At 48.7% G+C, this 15,783-nt stretch carries 15 protein-coding genes; 8 read left to right on the plus strand and 7 right to left on the minus strand.

Annotated features, from left to right (window positions below; genetic code table 11):
• Positions 1 to 66 precede the first annotated feature (66 nt).
• The 3 genes from Q4A89_RS03070 to Q4A89_RS03080 form a co-directional block, all read right to left on the minus strand.
• Positions 67 to 867: a TatD family hydrolase gene (locus tag Q4A89_RS03070; RefSeq protein WP_303183684.1), complete on the minus strand. Its 801-nt coding sequence runs from the start codon at positions 865 to 867 to the stop codon at positions 67 to 69.
• 16 nt (positions 868 to 883) lie between these two features.
• The gene (locus tag Q4A89_RS03075) at positions 884 to 1,867 is read right to left on the minus strand and encodes a polyprenyl synthetase family protein (RefSeq protein ID WP_303183686.1); all 984 of its coding nucleotides are present in this window, start codon (positions 1,865 to 1,867) and stop codon (positions 884 to 886) included.
• 90 nt (positions 1,868 to 1,957) lie between these two features.
• Positions 1,958 to 2,656, minus strand: a complete 699-nt coding sequence (locus Q4A89_RS03080; RefSeq protein ID WP_303183688.1) for an energy transducer TonB — start codon at positions 2,654 to 2,656, stop codon at positions 1,958 to 1,960.
• 241 nt (positions 2,657 to 2,897) lie between these two features.
• On the opposite strand from Q4A89_RS03080, the gene porQ reads away from it, so the two are divergent.
• From porQ to Q4A89_RS03095, 3 genes are read left to right on the plus strand one after another with little or no spacing between them, the layout of a single operon-like run.
• Complete coding sequence (porQ, locus tag Q4A89_RS03085) at positions 2,898 to 3,911, plus strand: type IX secretion system protein PorQ (protein ID WP_303183690.1); 1,014 nt, start codon at positions 2,898 to 2,900, stop codon at positions 3,909 to 3,911.
• Between the two features lie 31 nt (positions 3,912 to 3,942).
• A complete protein-coding gene (cmk, locus tag Q4A89_RS03090; RefSeq protein ID WP_303183692.1) occupies positions 3,943 to 4,632 on the plus strand; it encodes a (d)CMP kinase in 690 nt (229 codons plus the stop codon).
• A gap of 4 nt (positions 4,633 to 4,636) precedes the next feature.
• A complete protein-coding gene (locus tag Q4A89_RS03095; RefSeq protein ID WP_303183694.1) occupies positions 4,637 to 5,503 on the plus strand; it encodes a 4-hydroxy-3-methylbut-2-enyl diphosphate reductase in 867 nt (288 codons plus the stop codon).
• A gap of 347 nt (positions 5,504 to 5,850) precedes the next feature.
• Here the strand turns inward: Q4A89_RS03095 and Q4A89_RS03100 are convergent, their stop codons facing one another.
• Complete coding sequence (locus tag Q4A89_RS03100; protein ID WP_303183696.1) at positions 5,851 to 6,453, minus strand: peroxiredoxin-like family protein; 603 nt, start codon at positions 6,451 to 6,453, stop codon at positions 5,851 to 5,853.
• 782 nt (positions 6,454 to 7,235) lie between these two features.
• Between Q4A89_RS03100 and nadA the strand changes: the two genes are divergently transcribed.
• Positions 7,236 to 8,168, plus strand: coding sequence for a quinolinate synthase NadA (gene nadA, locus Q4A89_RS03105; RefSeq protein WP_303183698.1), 933 nt, complete (start codon positions 7,236 to 7,238; stop codon positions 8,166 to 8,168).
• 62 nt (positions 8,169 to 8,230) lie between these two features.
• Here nadA and mazG read toward each other — a convergent pair whose 3' ends face one another.
• The 3 genes from mazG to Q4A89_RS03120 all read right to left on the minus strand — a co-directional run bounded on the left by mazG (position 8,231) and on the right by Q4A89_RS03120 (position 11,485).
• A complete protein-coding gene (gene mazG / locus Q4A89_RS03110) occupies positions 8,231 to 9,022 on the minus strand; it encodes a nucleoside triphosphate pyrophosphohydrolase (protein ID WP_303183699.1) in 792 nt (263 codons plus the stop codon).
• On the minus strand, positions 9,019 to 11,100 hold the full coding sequence (locus Q4A89_RS03115) for a cytochrome c biogenesis protein CcdA (RefSeq protein ID WP_303183700.1): 2,082 nt from the start codon (positions 11,098 to 11,100) through the stop codon (positions 9,019 to 9,021). The genes mazG and Q4A89_RS03115 overlap by 4 nt, the downstream gene beginning before the upstream one ends.
• A 193-nt stretch (positions 11,101 to 11,293) precedes the next feature.
• Positions 11,294 to 11,485 (minus strand): hypothetical protein, encoded by a 192-nt coding sequence (locus tag Q4A89_RS03120; protein ID WP_303183702.1) that lies wholly within the window; start codon positions 11,483 to 11,485, stop codon positions 11,294 to 11,296.
• Positions 11,486 to 11,541: 56 nt separating this feature from the next.
• On the opposite strand from Q4A89_RS03120, the gene Q4A89_RS03125 reads away from it, so the two are divergent.
• From Q4A89_RS03125 to prfA, 4 genes are read left to right on the plus strand one after another with little or no spacing between them, the layout of a single operon-like run.
• Complete coding sequence (locus Q4A89_RS03125; protein ID WP_303183703.1) at positions 11,542 to 12,513, plus strand: glucosaminidase domain-containing protein; 972 nt, start codon at positions 11,542 to 11,544, stop codon at positions 12,511 to 12,513.
• A 7-nt stretch (positions 12,514 to 12,520) separates the two neighbouring features.
• Entirely contained in the window at positions 12,521 to 13,285 is a 765-nt protein-coding gene (locus tag Q4A89_RS03130) for a glycoside hydrolase family 73 protein (protein ID WP_303183705.1), read from the plus strand.
• Entirely contained in the window at positions 13,282 to 14,448 is a 1,167-nt protein-coding gene (locus tag Q4A89_RS03135) for an AIR synthase-related protein (RefSeq protein ID WP_303183707.1), read from the plus strand. Before Q4A89_RS03130 ends, Q4A89_RS03135 begins: the two co-directional genes overlap by 4 nt.
• Positions 14,449 to 14,502: 54 nt before the next feature.
• The gene (gene prfA / locus Q4A89_RS03140) at positions 14,503 to 15,615 is read left to right on the plus strand and encodes a peptide chain release factor 1 (RefSeq protein WP_124750839.1); all 1,113 of its coding nucleotides are present in this window, start codon (positions 14,503 to 14,505) and stop codon (positions 15,613 to 15,615) included.
• Positions 15,616 to 15,783 lie beyond the last annotated feature (168 nt).

A 15,783-nucleotide genomic window follows, 5' to 3' on the forward strand; every position in this document is an offset into this window, starting at 1 on the left:
CGGAAGGAGCGACGATTTAAATCACGGAAGCAAGTGTAAAACAACTCAGAAAAGGCTGTACTTGTGCTATTTGTACTCGACACCAAGAGCACCGCCCAATATGTTAAACAATTCTAACGCATTCTTTTCCGTATGGGCAGAAAGCTCTTCCATACTTATTCCGAAGATCTCGGCCGTCTTGCAAGCCGTCTCGCATAAATAAGCGACCTCATTTCGTTTTCCGCGGTAAGGGACCGGCGCCAAATAAGGAGCATCGGTTTCGAGTAGCAACATGTCAAGAGACGCCGTCCGAATCATTTCGGGCAAAGCAGACTTCTTGAACGTAACGACCCCGTTGATTCCGATCTTAAATCCTTTCATACGCTTAATCTCTTCGAGGTCTTCAAGCGTACCGGAAAAACAATGAAATACGCCTTTCAGACGTTCATGCCCTACCTTATATATACTGTCGAAAACTTCCTCGTAGGCCTCTCGGGTATGAATGCTGACCGCGAGCCCCAAGTCAATACTCCACTTCAACTGCTCTTCAAAAACCTGCTTCTGCTCTTTCAGGAACGAACGGTCCCAATACAAATCGATCCCAATCTCCCCAATCGCGCAATAATCAGACTTTACTAAAGCTCTCTCAACAACCATTAACTGTGACGCATAGCATGCATCTACACTCGTCGGATGCAAACCCATCATGGGGAAAGCAAACCCCGGATTTTCTTCGCACACACGCAGCAAAGCAGAAATACTGTACGCATCAATATTCGGCAAAAGAGCCGCATAAACACCGGCCCTCTTTGCCCGATCTATCATCTCCTTACGGTCTGCATCAAACTCTTGCCCGTAAATGTGCGTATGGGTATCGATCCATTTCATCGTATTATCCGACGATCTATTTCTCGCGATTCATTAATTTACGGCATACGCGATGCAATTCGGACAATCGCTCCTGCGGAATTTCCAGAAGAGCCAACTCATCCATCGCAAGATTGTAATAATGCCTCATCTTGTCTTGCGTCAGTTCCTTGATGTTTAATTCATCATAAATAGAAGTAATCGCCTTGATTTTTTCGTCGGCCGTATAGCATGCCGTTTTATTCGGATCCTGATAATATGCAATTCGTTCTTTTTGTTGGGGCGAAGCGCTTGCCAAAGCATGAATCAACAGGAATGTCTTCTTGTTGCATAAAATATCTCCCCCGATATTCTTTCCGAACGTCTCTGGACTACCATACACATCGAGCAAATCGTCCTGTAGCTGAAAGGCCAGCCCGATATGAATGCCGAAACGATAGAGCATGTCGGCCTCATGCTCGGAAGCCCCTCCCACAAGCGCTCCTGTTTTAAGACTACAAGCCAGCAAGACCGCCGTTTTCAAACGGATCATTTCAATATATTCGGCCTCCGTCACATCCGATCGCGACTCGAACTCCATATCATACTGTTGGCCTTCACATATTTCCAAGGCCGTCTGCGTAAACAGGTCAAGAATCGTTTTAAGGTGTTTGGGCGAGGTTTCTCCGATGAGGCGGTAAGCCGTAATGAGCATGGCATCTCCCGAAAGCACGGCCGTATTCCGGTTCCACTTGACATGCACCGTGGGTTGGCCCCGACGCTTCCGCGCTTCATCCATCAAGTCGTCGTGCAGTAACGTAAAGTTGTGAAACACTTCGATTCCGAGGGCAGGTTTAAGGGCCTGCTCAACATCGGGACTATAAAGATTGCACGCCATCAAGGTGAAAGCAGGGCGAATGCGTTTACCACCTAACGAAAGCGTATAAACAATCGGTTCATAAAGGCTTTTGGGCGGCCCATCAAACCGGAGTTCTCGAACAGCGCGTTCGATGATCGGCAAAGTATCTTCAAATGAAAGCATATATACTGGTATGAAAAAAAGGCCGCTTTATCAGAGGGCGGCCTTTTTTTGTGAAATGAAAAAAGAATTTTACTGTTTGTATTATGCTTCTTACTGATTCAAACGGAATGTAATCGGTAACGTAAATTTTACACGTACCGGTTTTCCACGCTGCTTACCCGGCTTCCACTTAGGCATACTGTTAATCACACGAAGAGCCTCTTTGTCGAGCGAAGGATCAATACCGCGAACGACTTCGGCATCTACGATCGAACCATCTTTATTCACCACAAAGGCACATGTTACACGACCCTGAATGCCGTTTTCCTGTGCAACAACCGGATACTTAATCGATTTAGAGATAAAAGCCATCAAGGCTGCCTGTCCTTGCGGAAACTCCGGCATCTCTTCCACCACCACAAAAATCTGTTGGGAAGACTCTTCTTCTTCCTCTACCTTAACAGCAGGCGGAACATACGTCTGAGTTTGCGCCTGTGCCTGATCGTCTTCCGATGACAGCAAGTCATTATCTGCTACTTCGACATTGTCATCCACCACATTCAACACCTCTGCGACCGGCTCCGGAGCAGGGGGTGGAGGAGGCGGAGGAGGTGTTTCTTCCTGTCTCGTAATATCAATTTCTTCTTCTGCGATGATATCGGCTATGCCTTCGTCCAGCTTAAGGGCCTTCTCCTGCGTCCCCCATTCAAAACCGACAAACAGCACAGCTAAACCAACGACTAACCCCATCAGGATGCTTAATCCTTTACCTCCCTCAAGGTCTGCTTTAGGCGATTTCTTGATTTCCATAGCTATCTTCTTTAAGTAGTGATTACTCTATTTTATTCTCGTGGAGGCAAAGATAGACAAAAAAATTACAGCTTGCGTGTGAAAGCCGGAAAAAACTTGATTTTTTTTATTTTTTTTTGATCTCAGAAAAAAAAGTCGGCAGTCGAATACCTTTTTTAATTTTTATCCGTTATGGAAAGGGTAGTATGAACATTCTTGCGATGTTCTAAAATTATGTACTTTTGCACACGCTTTTGAAAGAATGAGAAAGAGAAATATACGATTAATCGGAGGACTACTGTGCCTCTTGCCTTGGTTTCTTACGGCACAGGAAGGCGGCGAAGTGTTTACGTTTTTACGCTTTCCCACTTCGGCACGAGCGAATGCTTTGGGAGGGCATACCGTATCGCTGATCGAAGCGGACCCGTCGCTTGCTTTTCACAGTCCGGCCTTGCTGGGTGGAGAGATGGACGGCATGGTGAATCTGAATTATATGAATTATATCTCCGATATCAACGTCGGCAGTGCGATCTATACAAAAGCGCATCGTGAACGGGGCGCCTGGGGAATTGGAGGATCATTCATCAGCTACGGCAACTTTAAAGAGGTCGATGCGTCGCGGATGATCAAAGGAGAGTTCTCAGCCAAAGACTTGAGTGTACAGGCTTTTTATTCGTACGATCTTTCGGATAAATGGAGGGGAGGCCTTTCGATGAAGATGTTATATTCTCATCTGGCCGAATATTCATCGTTCGGGATCGGGGTGGATGCCGGCCTAAGCTATTACGATGAAGAAAAAAATCTCTCTTTCGGAGTCGTCTTGAAAAATATCGGAGCACAACTAAAAGCATACGATTCGGAACGCGGACGACTTCCGTGGGATATCCAGATGGGAATCAGCAAAAAAATGGAGCATGCTCCAATCCGCGTCTCAGTAACGGCCACACATCTGAAGCAATGGAAGTTTAAATATATAGATGAGACGATGGCGGAGAAAGACCTCGAGGATAGTTTCGTGCAGACACTGGCCAAACACCTGATATTTGGAGTCGATTTTCTGCCGTCGGACAATTTTTGGGTCGGACTGGGATATAATCCCAAGGCGAACATGGATATGAAGCTGAAAGAGGGAGGGAACAGACTGGGCGGTTTTTCGGTCGGTGCGGGATTGCATGTGTCCCGATTCGATATCGGGGCTTCGGTGGCACGTTATCATCCTTCGGCACTCTCATTGATGCTGAGTTTGTCGATGTCACTCTCAGAAGTGAATCCTTAATATTATAATGTATAGTCATCATATAGAATACATGAAGAGAATTATTGTGGCCGTCGACGGGTTCTCGTCGTGCGGTAAGAGTACGATGGCGAGAGACCTGGCAAGGGCGGTCGGATATGCCTATATCGACACGGGGGCGATGTACAGGGCTGTGACACTATATGCGATGCGACATGGCTTTTTCCATGGCGATACGCTCGACGAAGCGGCGTTGCAGCAAGCGATAGACAACGTAGAGATTACTTTTCGGCCGAACCCTGAAACGGGTGTGTCGGAAACATTCCTGAACGGCGAGCTGGTGGAGAGCGAGATTCGCGGCATGGAGGTATCGAATCGGGTCAGTCGGATTGCGGCGTTGGGGTTCGTACGCCGTTCGTTGGTATCGAAGCAGCAAGCGATGGGAGAAGCAAAAGGTATCGTCATGGACGGTCGTGATATTGGTACGGTCGTCTTCCCGCAGGCAGAGCTAAAAATCTTCGTGACGGCATCGGCCGAAGTGCGCGCACAAAGACGTGTAAAAGAAATGAGTGAAAAGGGACAACCGGTTTCGTTCGATGAAGTGCTGAAGAATGTACAGGAACGCGACAAGCTGGATATGACCCGCGCAGAAAGTCCGCTTCGCAAGGCCGAGGATGCGCTTGAATTAGACAACACACATATGACGATTGCCCAACAGCAGGAATGGTTGATGTGCGAATTCCGCAGGGCTACACAAACGTAGAAAGATGGTAAAAGTAACGATAGATAGCGGATCGGGCTTTTGTTTTGGGGTGGTAAAAGCCATCCAAAGTGCTGAACACGAGCTGGAACAGACTGACGAATTGTACAGTCTGGGGGATTTGGTACATAATAACCTTGAGATGGATCGGCTGAAAACCCTGGGGCTCCACACGATCGGACATGCAGACCTGGCACATCTGCGCAACCGAACCGTACTGCTCCGTGCGCATGGCGAACCGCCCTCGACGTATGAACTGGCGAAGAAGAATCAGATTAAAATCATCGATGCCACCTGTCCGGTTGTACTCCAGCTGCAAAAGCGCATCCATCGGTGCTATCAGGAGACTAAAGATACCGGAACGCAGGTGGTGATTTACGGCAAAAAAGGGCATGCCGAAGTGAACGGGCTTGTCGGACAGACGGAAGGGACAGCCATCGTAATTGAAAAGCTGGAAGACATTGAGAAGCTCGATTTTCAACGCAACATCGTGCTTTTTTCACAGACGACCAAACCACTCGATGGCTTCGGAGAAGTGGTGGAAGCCATTCGCGCAAGGATTTCACCCGACGTAACCTTCCAGTATTTCGACACGATTTGCCGGCAGGTGGCCAATCGCTTGCCGAACATTCGCGATTTCGCGTTGCAACACGACTGGATTTATTTCGTTGCAGGCAAAAAAAGTTCGAACGGACAGATGTTGTTCGATCAGTGTCTCCAAGCAAATTCCCGTTCCGTATTTATTACTTCTGCCGCTGATATTACCGAGCCGCTGCCGGAGGATATTCGAAGTGTAGGCGTCTGTGGTGCAACGTCGACCCCTAAATGGCTGATGGAAGAAGTTGCGGATCGCGTGAAAACGCTTAATCCGTAGATTCCGGGGTTTACCTGTTTTAGGGGGTACGTTTTTTTCGTCTGACAAGGTGTTTTTTCGTTCTGACAGGGCATTTTTTCGTTCTGACGGAGTGTTTTTTCGACCGGACGAGACGTTTTATCGTTTGGAGAGTTTATTTTACTTCTTGAACAGAATGTTTTTTCGTTCTGACGGGGCATTTTTTCGTTCGCGCAGGATGTTTTTTCGATCGGACGAGACGTTTTATCGTTTGGACGAAGTATTAAAATCGATAAAAGGTAACGCTTCGAATAGCCAATCCTCTTAGAAAGAATTTGCTATCCGAAGCGCTTTTCGTAAACATACTTCTATTCAAAACAGATTCTGTTTTACTTGAGTTTTTTTAGTTGTTCAACAACCGTTTTGGCATCTGCCCGCTGTTTATAGTCGGGATTGACATAAGCATAACGGATGACTCCCTCTGTATCGACCACATACGTAGCAGGAATCGGCAGCTCGGATGAATCGGTTCCGTTATGCGCGGAAAGATGGAGCATGCTTTCATAACGCTCGGCTGTCTGCGGATCGAGCTTAAACACCAATCCATAGGAACGAGCCACCTCGTTATGAAGGTCGGTAAGCACTTCAAACTCGAGCGCATTTTTTTCCTGTGTCGTCAAACTATGATCAGGCAATTCGGGCGTCAACGCTACCAACGTGGCTCCCTGCTCTTTGATCTGTGCAAGCTCCTCCTGCAATTGTTTCAGCGCCAAATTGCAATACGGACACCATCCGCCCCTGTACCATGTGAGTACGACAGGCCCTTTTTTCAGAAGAGCAGATAGGCTGACTTCTTCGCCTTTTGCATTCTTCAAGGTAAATTCTTTTACTTTATCGCCTTGTTTCAAGGCTTTCGAGGCATCTTGTGCCTGCATGGCATTCGCTGCGAACATGGCCAGCAGTACGAATACCGATTTCAAAACATGCTTCATAAAAATACTTTTTTCGTAAATATACCTGTTCATAAAAATCTCAGCTCGACATTTTGCTCTTTTTCTGTTTTTTTCTTTGAGCAGAGAAGGACAAAAGTACATGTAAAGATTGGTATGACGAGCGATATTGCCACTATTTAACCTTTCGCAACGGCTTACTAAACAAAAGTTCACGTACGGGGGGGGGACTCGAAAAAAAACAAAAAAAAGGTCGAACTTCACAGTCTGACCTTTTTCCAAATCAACTAAAACAAACAACTATTTATCTATGGTAATCGGTAGAAGTACCGACTTTCATAGCTTTTTTTTTCAGGTTCGGACTTCCCTCGTTCGGGCTCCGGATGAATTCGGACTTTTCGGGGGCGAGATGCTATATTTTGAAGCAAAGTACATTCCCCGATACGGACAGGCTACTTCCTCCTTATCTGTGTCCGTTCCGCCGATTTCATTCTTTACACTCGCGGTCTTCTCAGTTTTCTCGTCCGTGGCGATATGCCCTAAAGAAGACCCGTTTGTACCCTTAAAACAAGGGGCATATCAAGATTGTTCATGAAAAGTTCTTTTTTTTGTTTTTTCATTCGTTTTTTTCAATCTTTCGTATGAAGAACACGGATGAGAAGCGGGAAGAAAAATGTTTTCACTTTCTAAAAAAAAGAAGGTCAAAACAGCGTGATGTCGGAATCTACGTTCTGCTTTTCGGGCATGCCTGCGAGCTGATACATCCGGATAACCTTATCCGGAAAAATATATTATTTTTGTGGCCTGTAGTTTAAGGATGATTTATGATGGAAAGGATTGATTATGCAGCAGAAATAAACCGTTTGAGGAAAGAGAAGAATGTGTTTATTCTGGCACATTATTACCAGACGGGAGATATTCAGGATATAGCCGACAAAGTGGGCGACAGTCTTGCATTAGCTCAGTGGGCGGCTAAGACAACGGCCGATATCATTGTGCTCTGCGGTGTGCATTTTATGGGTGAGACGGCAAAAATTCTCTGTCCGGAGAAGAAAGTGCTTATTCCCGATATGGCAGCCGGTTGCTCGCTGGCAGACAGCTGTCCGGCCGATGAGTTTGAGAAATTCGTCAAAGCGCATCCGGACCATCAGGTGATTTCGTATGTAAATACTTCGGCTGCCGTCAAAGCGCTGACCGATGTGGTCGTTACGTCGACGAATGCCCATAAGATTGTGGCTTCGTTTCCTGAAGATGCCCTGCTCATTTTCGGGCCTGACCGAAATCTGGGTAATTACATTAACAGCGTAACCGGACGCAATATGCTTTTATGGGACGGCGCATGTCATGTACATGAACAGTTTTCGCTGGAGAAAATCCTTGCTCTCCAGAAAGCACATCCGGAAGCTGAAATTATCGCACATCCCGAATGCAAGCAGCCTGTCTTGCAGATTGCCGATTTTATCGGCTCGACGGCCGCGCTGCTGAACTATACCGTGCAATCGCCGAAAACGGAGTTTATCGTATCGACCGAGAGCGGCATCATCCATGAGATGCGTAAACGCAATCCGCACAAGACGTTTATTCCGGCTCCTCCCAACGATAGCACGTGCGCCTGCAACGAATGCAGTTTCATGCGTTTAAATACGATGGAAAAGCTCTATCGTTGCCTGCGAGACGAGACGCCCGAAATACTCGTAGACGAGGCCATTCGTCTACGCGCCGTCAAACCGATCCAACGCATGCTGGAGTTGTCATAAGACACCAAAAAACGCCCTCCATCAATAAAATGGCTGGGCGTTTTTCACGTCAAAGTAACGTATTAGAGTCCGAGCCGTTTCGCCTCGTCCCAGATGGCATCCATCTCGGCGAGCGTCATCTCTTTGAGCGACCGTCCCTGCTGGATGGTATGCTCTTCGAGGTAGTTGAAACGGCGGATAAATTTTTGATTCGTACGTTCGAGCGCATTGTCGGGGTTGATTTTATAGAGTCGTGCGGCATTAATCATTCCGAACAGAAAATCACCGAACTCGGCTTCCATCTTGTCGGCTTCCATACGATCCACTTCGGAACGGAATTCGTTGAGTTCCTCCTGAATCTTATCCCAAACCTGCTCGCGTTTCTCCCAGTCGAAACCCACATTGCGTGCCTTGTCTTGCATCCGATAAGCCTTAATCAACGAAGGCAACGACGAAGGCACTCCGTCGAGCACCGTCTTGTTTCCGTCTTTCTCTTTCAGCTTCAATTGCTCCCACGACTGCTCCACGACACGACTGTTCTCTGCTACCGCGTCTCCGAAAACATGCGGATGACGGAAAATCAATTTATCGCATAACGCGTCGCAAACATCTTTAATATCAAACTCTTTCTTCTCTTCGCCTATTTTAGCGTAGAAGACAATGTGCAGAAGCAGATCGCCGAGTTCTTTCTTGATATCGGCCGGCAGATTTTTCTGAATCGCTTCACTCAGCTCATACGTTTCTTCGATCGTATTGGCACGGAGGCTTTCGTTCGTCTGCTTTCGATCCCATGGACACTTTTCACGTAATTCGTCCATGACATCGAGCAAACGCCCGAAGGCCTCCAAGCGCTCTTCTCTTGTACTCGTCCTCACTTACCTTTCTGCTGATAGTTACGCAGTCCGTTTTCGAGGAAGCCTACATATTTGGCTACATCCTCGTCAAAAGCATACGACGGGGAGAGCGGCTTTCCTTCGTTATCGAGGATGACATAGAACGGCTGTGCATTCGCCCCGAATTTGTGACGCTGCAAATAACTCCACTTATCGCCTATCGTTTTCAGTTTACGTTCTTTACCACTTTCTTCAATCATGATCGGAGCCGGTAGTTTCGTCTTGTCGTCGACGATCAACGTAATCAGCACGAATTTCTCATCAATCAGTTTCTTGACGGCCGGATCTGTCCATACCGAGGCTTCCATTTTCCGACAATTTACACATCCGTAACCGGAAAAATCGATCAGCACCGGTTTATTGGCCAGTGCGGCATAAGCCATTCCCGCTTCATAATCGTCATAAACGGCATGTACCTCATCTTCGTAAAGATTGAAGTCTTGGGTATAGAGTGGAGGCGCGAAGGCGCTGATGGCTTTCAACGGTGCCCCCCATAATCCGGGAACCATGTAAACGGCAAACGCGAGCGAGATGATCGCCATAAAGAGGCGCGGTACGGAAACATAAGGCAGGTCGCTGTCGTGTTTAAGTTTGAGCTTTCCGAGCAGATAGATACCCAGCAACACGAAGATCACAATCCACAGCACGAGGAATACTTCGCGATCTAAGATTCGCCAACCGTATGCGAGGTCTGCTACGGAGAGGAACTTGAGCGCGAGGGCAAGTTCGAGGAAACCCAGCACGACTTTTACCGAGTTCAGCCATCCGCCGGATTTCGGCATGTTCTGAAGCAGGTTCGGGAACACGGCGAATAAGGCAAAAGGAATGGCGAGTGCCAGTGCAAAGCCAAACATTCCGATGGCCGGAGCGATACTCGTACCCTGCGAAGCGGCTTCGACAAGCAGCGTTCCAATAATCGGCCCTGTGCACGAGAACGAAACGAGCGCCAAAGTGAAAGCCATGAAGAAGATGCTCAGAATACCGGAAGTCGAATCGGCCTTGCTGTCCATCTTGTTCGTCCAAGATGCCGGCAACACCAACTCGAACGCTCCGAAGAACGACACGGCAAACAGCACGAGTAACAGGAAGAAAATAATATTGAAGACGGCATTCGTCGAAAGATCATTCAATGCGCTGGCTCCGAATATTCCGGTAATAAGAAGTCCCATCGTGAGGTAGATTACGATGATGGAGACACCGTAAATCAGCGCATCACGGATCGCTTTCTGGCGACTTTTGTTACGTTTGAGGAAGAAACTTACCGTCATCGGAATCATCGGCCAAACGCAAGGCGTCAGCAAAGCGATCAACCCGCCGATAAATCCGGCCAGAAAGATGTAGAGCCACGAAGTATCGGTAGCCGAAATCGTCGCGTCGCCAAACGATTTGAGGTCGCCGATTACCGGTGTCCACAATTCCTGTCTAAGCGTAAGCACGCCGTCGGGGGCAGCTGTTTTTGCGGTATTGTGCATCGCCGGAGCAAGTTCCAATGCCTGCGTGGTATCCTCACCGTCTGCTTGCGTCGTTCCATCCGCAAGTTCTTCGGAGGTCGTCGTATCGGACGGACTGGCTTCGGCCACCTGTGTCGTTTTTTTCACGTGCCTATGATCGAACGCAAACGATTCCGTTTCGGGAGGCAGACAGGATTCGTCGTTGCAAGCCATGTATTCCACTTCGCCGACCATCTTAAATGCTTTCGGGTCGGTCACTTTAATTTTCTGCGTAAACGTCACCGTTCCCGAATACCATCTCAGTTCGAGGCCGGGATATGCCTGCTCGTCGCGCACGACGCTGGGAGCTACCGATGGAGTAGGTTTTCCAACCAGCTCGGCACCTTTGAGCGTCTCATACGTGATCGAGGTCGAAATCGGTCCACCTTTGGGTAAGTTCATATCGTAGACATGCCAGCCCTGATCGGCCGTTGCCGTGAACGTCACAGTCTTCTCTGCAGATTCAGAGTCTTCCAGTTGGATTTTCCATTTAACAGGGGTCAGGATCTGTGCCTGTACGGCCACAGTCATTACCAAAAGTCCTAACAAATAAACGAATTTCTTTTTCATGTGCTCTATTCTATACCATAATAATTTTTTAGGGTTGCAAAACTACGTTGTTTTCAAGAATTATGCAACCCTCTTACGCTGCTTTCAGGGATTTTAGCATGAAAACAGTTCTTTTTTGCATGATGTTAAAAAAACAGAATATTGCCATCCAAATTTTGTATGGAGATGTTATAAGGGGGATATGTTGTCATTGTCACATCGTTTGAAGACCGGTCAGGTCAGTATTCCATGCCGCAATAACTTTGCGGCTACGGATGGCGAAGAAGGCCGTTCCATCTGGCCGAGCGAGGAGATCAGCTCCGATAAACGAAGCCGTATATCCTCCGAACGAGACGATTTTCTTCACGTCGGACAACGAGAACGAGGGAGCAGCCCGACAAAACATATTCCGATTTATTTCTTTACCTTTGCATCCTTAATTCCGAAGAAAGTATATTGACTATGAACAAATATACCCGACAAACGCTCGTATTGTTGATTGGGCTTACGGTTATTTGGCAAGCCTTGGGCCAGCGTAAGATCGCATCGTACGAACAGTACATCGATCAGTACAATCATCTAGCGGCAGAGCAAGAGAAGAAATACAATATTCCGGCCAGCATCAAGCTGGCTCAGGCGATTCTTGAGTCGGGTGCCGGTCGGGCAAGGCTGGCCAGAGAGGCGAATAATCACTTCGGCATCAAATGTCATCGAGACTGGAAAGGTAAAAAAGCATATCACGACGACGATCTGAGAAACGAATGCTTCCGCAGGTACGGTTCCGTCAAAGATTCCTATGAAGATCATTCCCGTTTCCTGTCCGAACGTCCGCGCTACGCCAAGCTGTTTACATTGAACAAAAAAGACTACCGGGGATGGGCCAAGGGACTTCAACAGTGCGGATATGCCACCGATCGAGCGTACGCCAACAAACTCATTAAACTGATTGAAGACTATGAGCTGTATTTGTATGACGTGGACGGAAAGAGTGTTCACAAGCCCTCATCGTCCAAGAAAAAATCCACGAAGAAGAAAATCAAAAAGGCATCAGTACAGCCCCAAAAACCAACTGCGAACGACGGAAAAGGATTGCTCCCTCGAAATGTTTACAAAACATACGGATTGATTTATACCGTCGCACGGTATGACGATTCGTTCGCACAAATCGCCGACGATCTGGGATTCAAGACAAAAGACTTGGCACGATACAACGAAGTGCCGGAAGATTTCCCGCTCCGCCAAGGCGACATTGTCTATCTGGAAAAGAAAAACAAGAAGGCTGAAAAGCCCAACCTCTTCCATCAAGTACAGATCGGAGAGTCAATGCACAGTATCTCGCAATATTACGGCATACGGCTCAAGAATCTTTACAAGCTCAATGACAAAGACCCGGATTACGTTCCGGTAGAAGGAGAAACGCTTAAACTCAGATAACGAACAAATGCTGCATCGCCTTCGCACATATTATTATACGGTCCTGGTTGGGTTTCTTGCCACTCTGGCAGGATACTGCCGGACCGGAGCACAACCATCACGGACATCGGACAAGCTTAGCCCGTCGATCTGCGAAGAGTATATCCGGACGTATCATAAAACGGCTATCCGGCAGCAGCAAAGGCATAAGATTCCGGCGAGCATTATTTTGGCACAAGGTCTGTTGGAGTCGGGCGCAGGGCAGAGCTATTTGGCGCTGGCTGGCAACAACCATTTCGGGATTAAGTGCAAAGACTGGAAAGGGCCTTGCATTTACAGAGATGACGATCGGAAGCAGGAGCCGTTTCGAAAGTACGTGAGAGCTGAGGAATCGTTCGAAGATCATTCCCGTTTCCTCACCGAGCGAGACCATTACAAACCGCTTTTCAAGTTAAAGCCGACGGACTATAAAGCATGGGCGCACGGTCTGAAAAAGTGCGGATACGCGACCGATCCGCAGTACGCGGGTAAGTTGATCGGGCTGATCGAGAAATACAAGTTGCATTCTTTCGATACGGTTAAAGAAACGAAACCGCAAGCGACGCCGAAACAATCGAAAGCGCGTCACGCGAACAAACCGGCAGCCTCGAAAGCTCCCGACACGAAGAAAAAAGGAACGCCCGCGAAGGCATCGGCTGCGACAAAGAAGCCGGCAACTGCGACAGCTACGAAGAAAACGGTTCAAAGCGCGACAAAACAAACATCGACCTCTAAAAAACAACATAAACTATGAGCGACCAACGATATATGCAACGCGGCGTAAGCGCATCGAAAGAAGATGTACACAACGCCATTAAAAACATCGACAAAGGGCTTTACCCGAAAGCCTTTTGCAAGATTATCCCCGACGTATTGGGGGGAGATCCGGAGTATTGCAACATTATGCATGCCGACGGCGCCGGAACCAAGTCGTCGCTGGCTTATCTCTATTGGAAAGAGACGGGCGACCTGTCCGTGTGGAAAGGTATCGCGCAGGATGCGCTGATCATGAATATCGACGACCTGCTCTGCGTAGGCGCGATCGACAATATTCTTGTATCAAGCACGATCGGCAGAAATAAAATGCTTATCCCGGCCGAAGTGGTCTCAGCCATCATCAACGGAACGGACGAGCTGTTGGCCGAGCTGCGCGATATGGGTGTAGGCGTCTACGCCACCGGCGGCGAAACGGCCGATGTCGGCGATTTGGTGCGTACCATCATCGTCGACAGCACGGTTACCTGCCGCATGCGTCGCAGCGATGTGATCGATAATGCCCGCATACGTCCCGGCGACGTGATCGTCGGGCTGGCATCGTTCGGAAAAGCCACGTACGAGAAGGAGTACAACGGAGGGATGGGGAGCAACGGTCTGACGAGCGCGCGGCACGATGTCTTTGCCCGCTATCTGGCCGAAAAATACCCCGAAAGTTACGACGCGGCGGTACCTCGCGAACTGGTCTACTCGGGCGGCATGAGGCTGACCGATGCCATAGACGGCGTACCCCTCGATGCCGGTAAGTTGGTGCTCTCTCCCACGCGCACGTACGCGCCGGTGGTGAAAGAGCTGCTCGATACGATGCGTGGCGAGATACACGGCATGGTACATTGTTCGGGCGGCGCGCAGACAAAGATCCTGCACTTCGTGGATCAGGTACGCGTCGTGAAAGATAACCTCTTTCCCGTACCGCCACTGTTCCGCCTCATCCGCGAACAGAGCGGAACAGACTGGGCAGAGATGTATAAAGTGTTCAACATGGGCCATCGACTGGAGATTTACCTCGCTCCCGAAAGAGCGGACGAGGTGATTGCCGTATCCAAGTCGTTCGGCATTGACGCGCAGGTGGTAGGACGCGTCGAGCCGGGAGAAAAGAAAGAGTTAATCATTCGAAGCGAGTTCGGAGAGTTCATATATTAAAGTGAGAGCTTCCGTCACGTTTCGTTTTTCATCATCATTACACGTTTTATTCAGATGACAGATCATCATTCCCTGCTTCAAAAACTCGAAGGCCTTACCGGACGCTTCGACGAGGTCTCTACGCTGATTACCGACCCGGAAGTTATCGCCGATCAGAAGCGTTTCGTTCGTTTGACGAAAGAATACAAAAATCTCGAAGACCTTATCGCGGCTAAGAAGGAATACGAAAACCTGTTGGGCAACCTTGACGAAGGTAAACGCATCCTGATGAGCGAGAACGATCCCGACCTGAAGGAAATGGCTCGTGAAGAAGTGGCCGCGTGTGAAGAAAAAATTCCTCGATGCGAGGAGAAAATCAAGCTGATGCTCGTTCCCGCCGATCCGGAAGACGCGAAAAACGCGATTGTGGAGATTCGCGGCGGCACGGGAGGCGACGAAGCGGCCTTGTTTGCCGGCGATTTGTTTCGGATGTACTCGAAATACTGCGAGACGAAAGGCTGGACAATTGCCGTATCGAGCTGCAACGAAGGGACGTCGGGCGGCTTTAAGGAAATCATCTTCACCGTCGCCGGCGAAGGGGTATACGGTATTCTCAAGTACGAGTCGGGCGTGCATCGCGTACAGCGCGTACCTCAGACCGAGACACAGGGACGAGTGCATACATCGGCCGCTACGGTAGCCGTGCTTCCCGAAGCCGACGAGTTCGATGTCGAAATTAACGAGGGAGAAATCCGCTGGGATACGTTCCGTAGCAGTGGCGCGGGCGGCCAGAACGTCAACAAGGTAGAATCCGGCGTACGTCTGAACTACAATTGGAAGAACCCGCTGACCGGTATCGTCGAAGAAATCCATATCGAATGTACCGAGACGCGCGACCAGCCGAAAAATAAGGAGCGCGCCCTCGCCCGTCTGCGTTCTTTCATTTACGACAAGGAGCATCAGAAGTACATCGACGACATTGCCTCGCGTCGCAAGACGATGGTCTCGACGGGCGACCGGTCTGCCAAAATCCGCACCTACAATTTCCCGCAAGGGCGCATCACCGACCATCGTATCAATTATACGATTTACAACCTCGCCGCTTTTATGAACGGCGATATACAGGACTGTATCGACCGCCTCATCGTTGCCGAAAATGCCGAGCGGATAAAAGACAGCGAGCTGTAAAAGAGAAGAAATAACATGACGGCGAGAAAGGCTATATCCGGACATTTCAAAAACGCGAACGCGCATTGCGTTAGCACAACGGAACATTTCAAAAGTGTAAACGCATATTGTGCAAGCACAATGGTGCATTTCAAAAATGTAATGGCGTTTTGTGCGAACGCGACGGCA

This window comes from Tannerella sp., assembly GCF_030528505.1.
In the GTDB taxonomy this organism is placed as follows: domain Bacteria; phylum Bacteroidota; class Bacteroidia; order Bacteroidales; family Tannerellaceae; genus Tannerella.

Coding starts and splice junctions, on each gene's coding strand:
- porQ (WP_303183690.1), top strand. CDS start 2,898: ATGAGAAAGAGAAATATACGATTAATCGGAGGACTACTGTGCCTCTTG.
- Q4A89_RS03070 (WP_303183684.1), bottom strand. CDS start 867: ATGAAATGGATCGATACCCATACGCACATTTACGGGCAAGAGTTTGAT.
- Q4A89_RS03130 (WP_303183705.1), top strand. CDS start 12,521: ATGCTGCATCGCCTTCGCACATATTATTATACGGTCCTGGTTGGGTTT.
- Q4A89_RS03100 (WP_303183696.1), bottom strand. CDS start 6,453: ATGAAGCATGTTTTGAAATCGGTATTCGTACTGCTGGCCATGTTCGCA.
- Q4A89_RS03120 (WP_303183702.1), bottom strand. CDS start 11,485: ATGTTTTGTCGGGCTGCTCCCTCGTTCTCGTTGTCCGACGTGAAGAAA.
- cmk (WP_303183692.1), top strand. CDS start 3,943: ATGAAGAGAATTATTGTGGCCGTCGACGGGTTCTCGTCGTGCGGTAAG.
- Q4A89_RS03080 (WP_303183688.1), bottom strand. CDS start 2,656: ATGGAAATCAAGAAATCGCCTAAAGCAGACCTTGAGGGAGGTAAAGGA.
- prfA (WP_124750839.1), top strand. CDS start 14,503: ATGACAGATCATCATTCCCTGCTTCAAAAACTCGAAGGCCTTACCGGA.
- Q4A89_RS03095 (WP_303183694.1), top strand. CDS start 4,637: ATGGTAAAAGTAACGATAGATAGCGGATCGGGCTTTTGTTTTGGGGTG.
- Q4A89_RS03125 (WP_303183703.1), top strand. CDS start 11,542: ATGAACAAATATACCCGACAAACGCTCGTATTGTTGATTGGGCTTACG.
- Q4A89_RS03135 (WP_303183707.1), top strand. CDS start 13,282: ATGAGCGACCAACGATATATGCAACGCGGCGTAAGCGCATCGAAAGAA.
- Q4A89_RS03115 (WP_303183700.1), bottom strand. CDS start 11,100: ATGAAAAAGAAATTCGTTTATTTGTTAGGACTTTTGGTAATGACTGTG.
- Q4A89_RS03075 (WP_303183686.1), bottom strand. CDS start 1,867: ATGCTTTCATTTGAAGATACTTTGCCGATCATCGAACGCGCTGTTCGA.
- nadA (WP_303183698.1), top strand. CDS start 7,236: ATGATGGAAAGGATTGATTATGCAGCAGAAATAAACCGTTTGAGGAAA.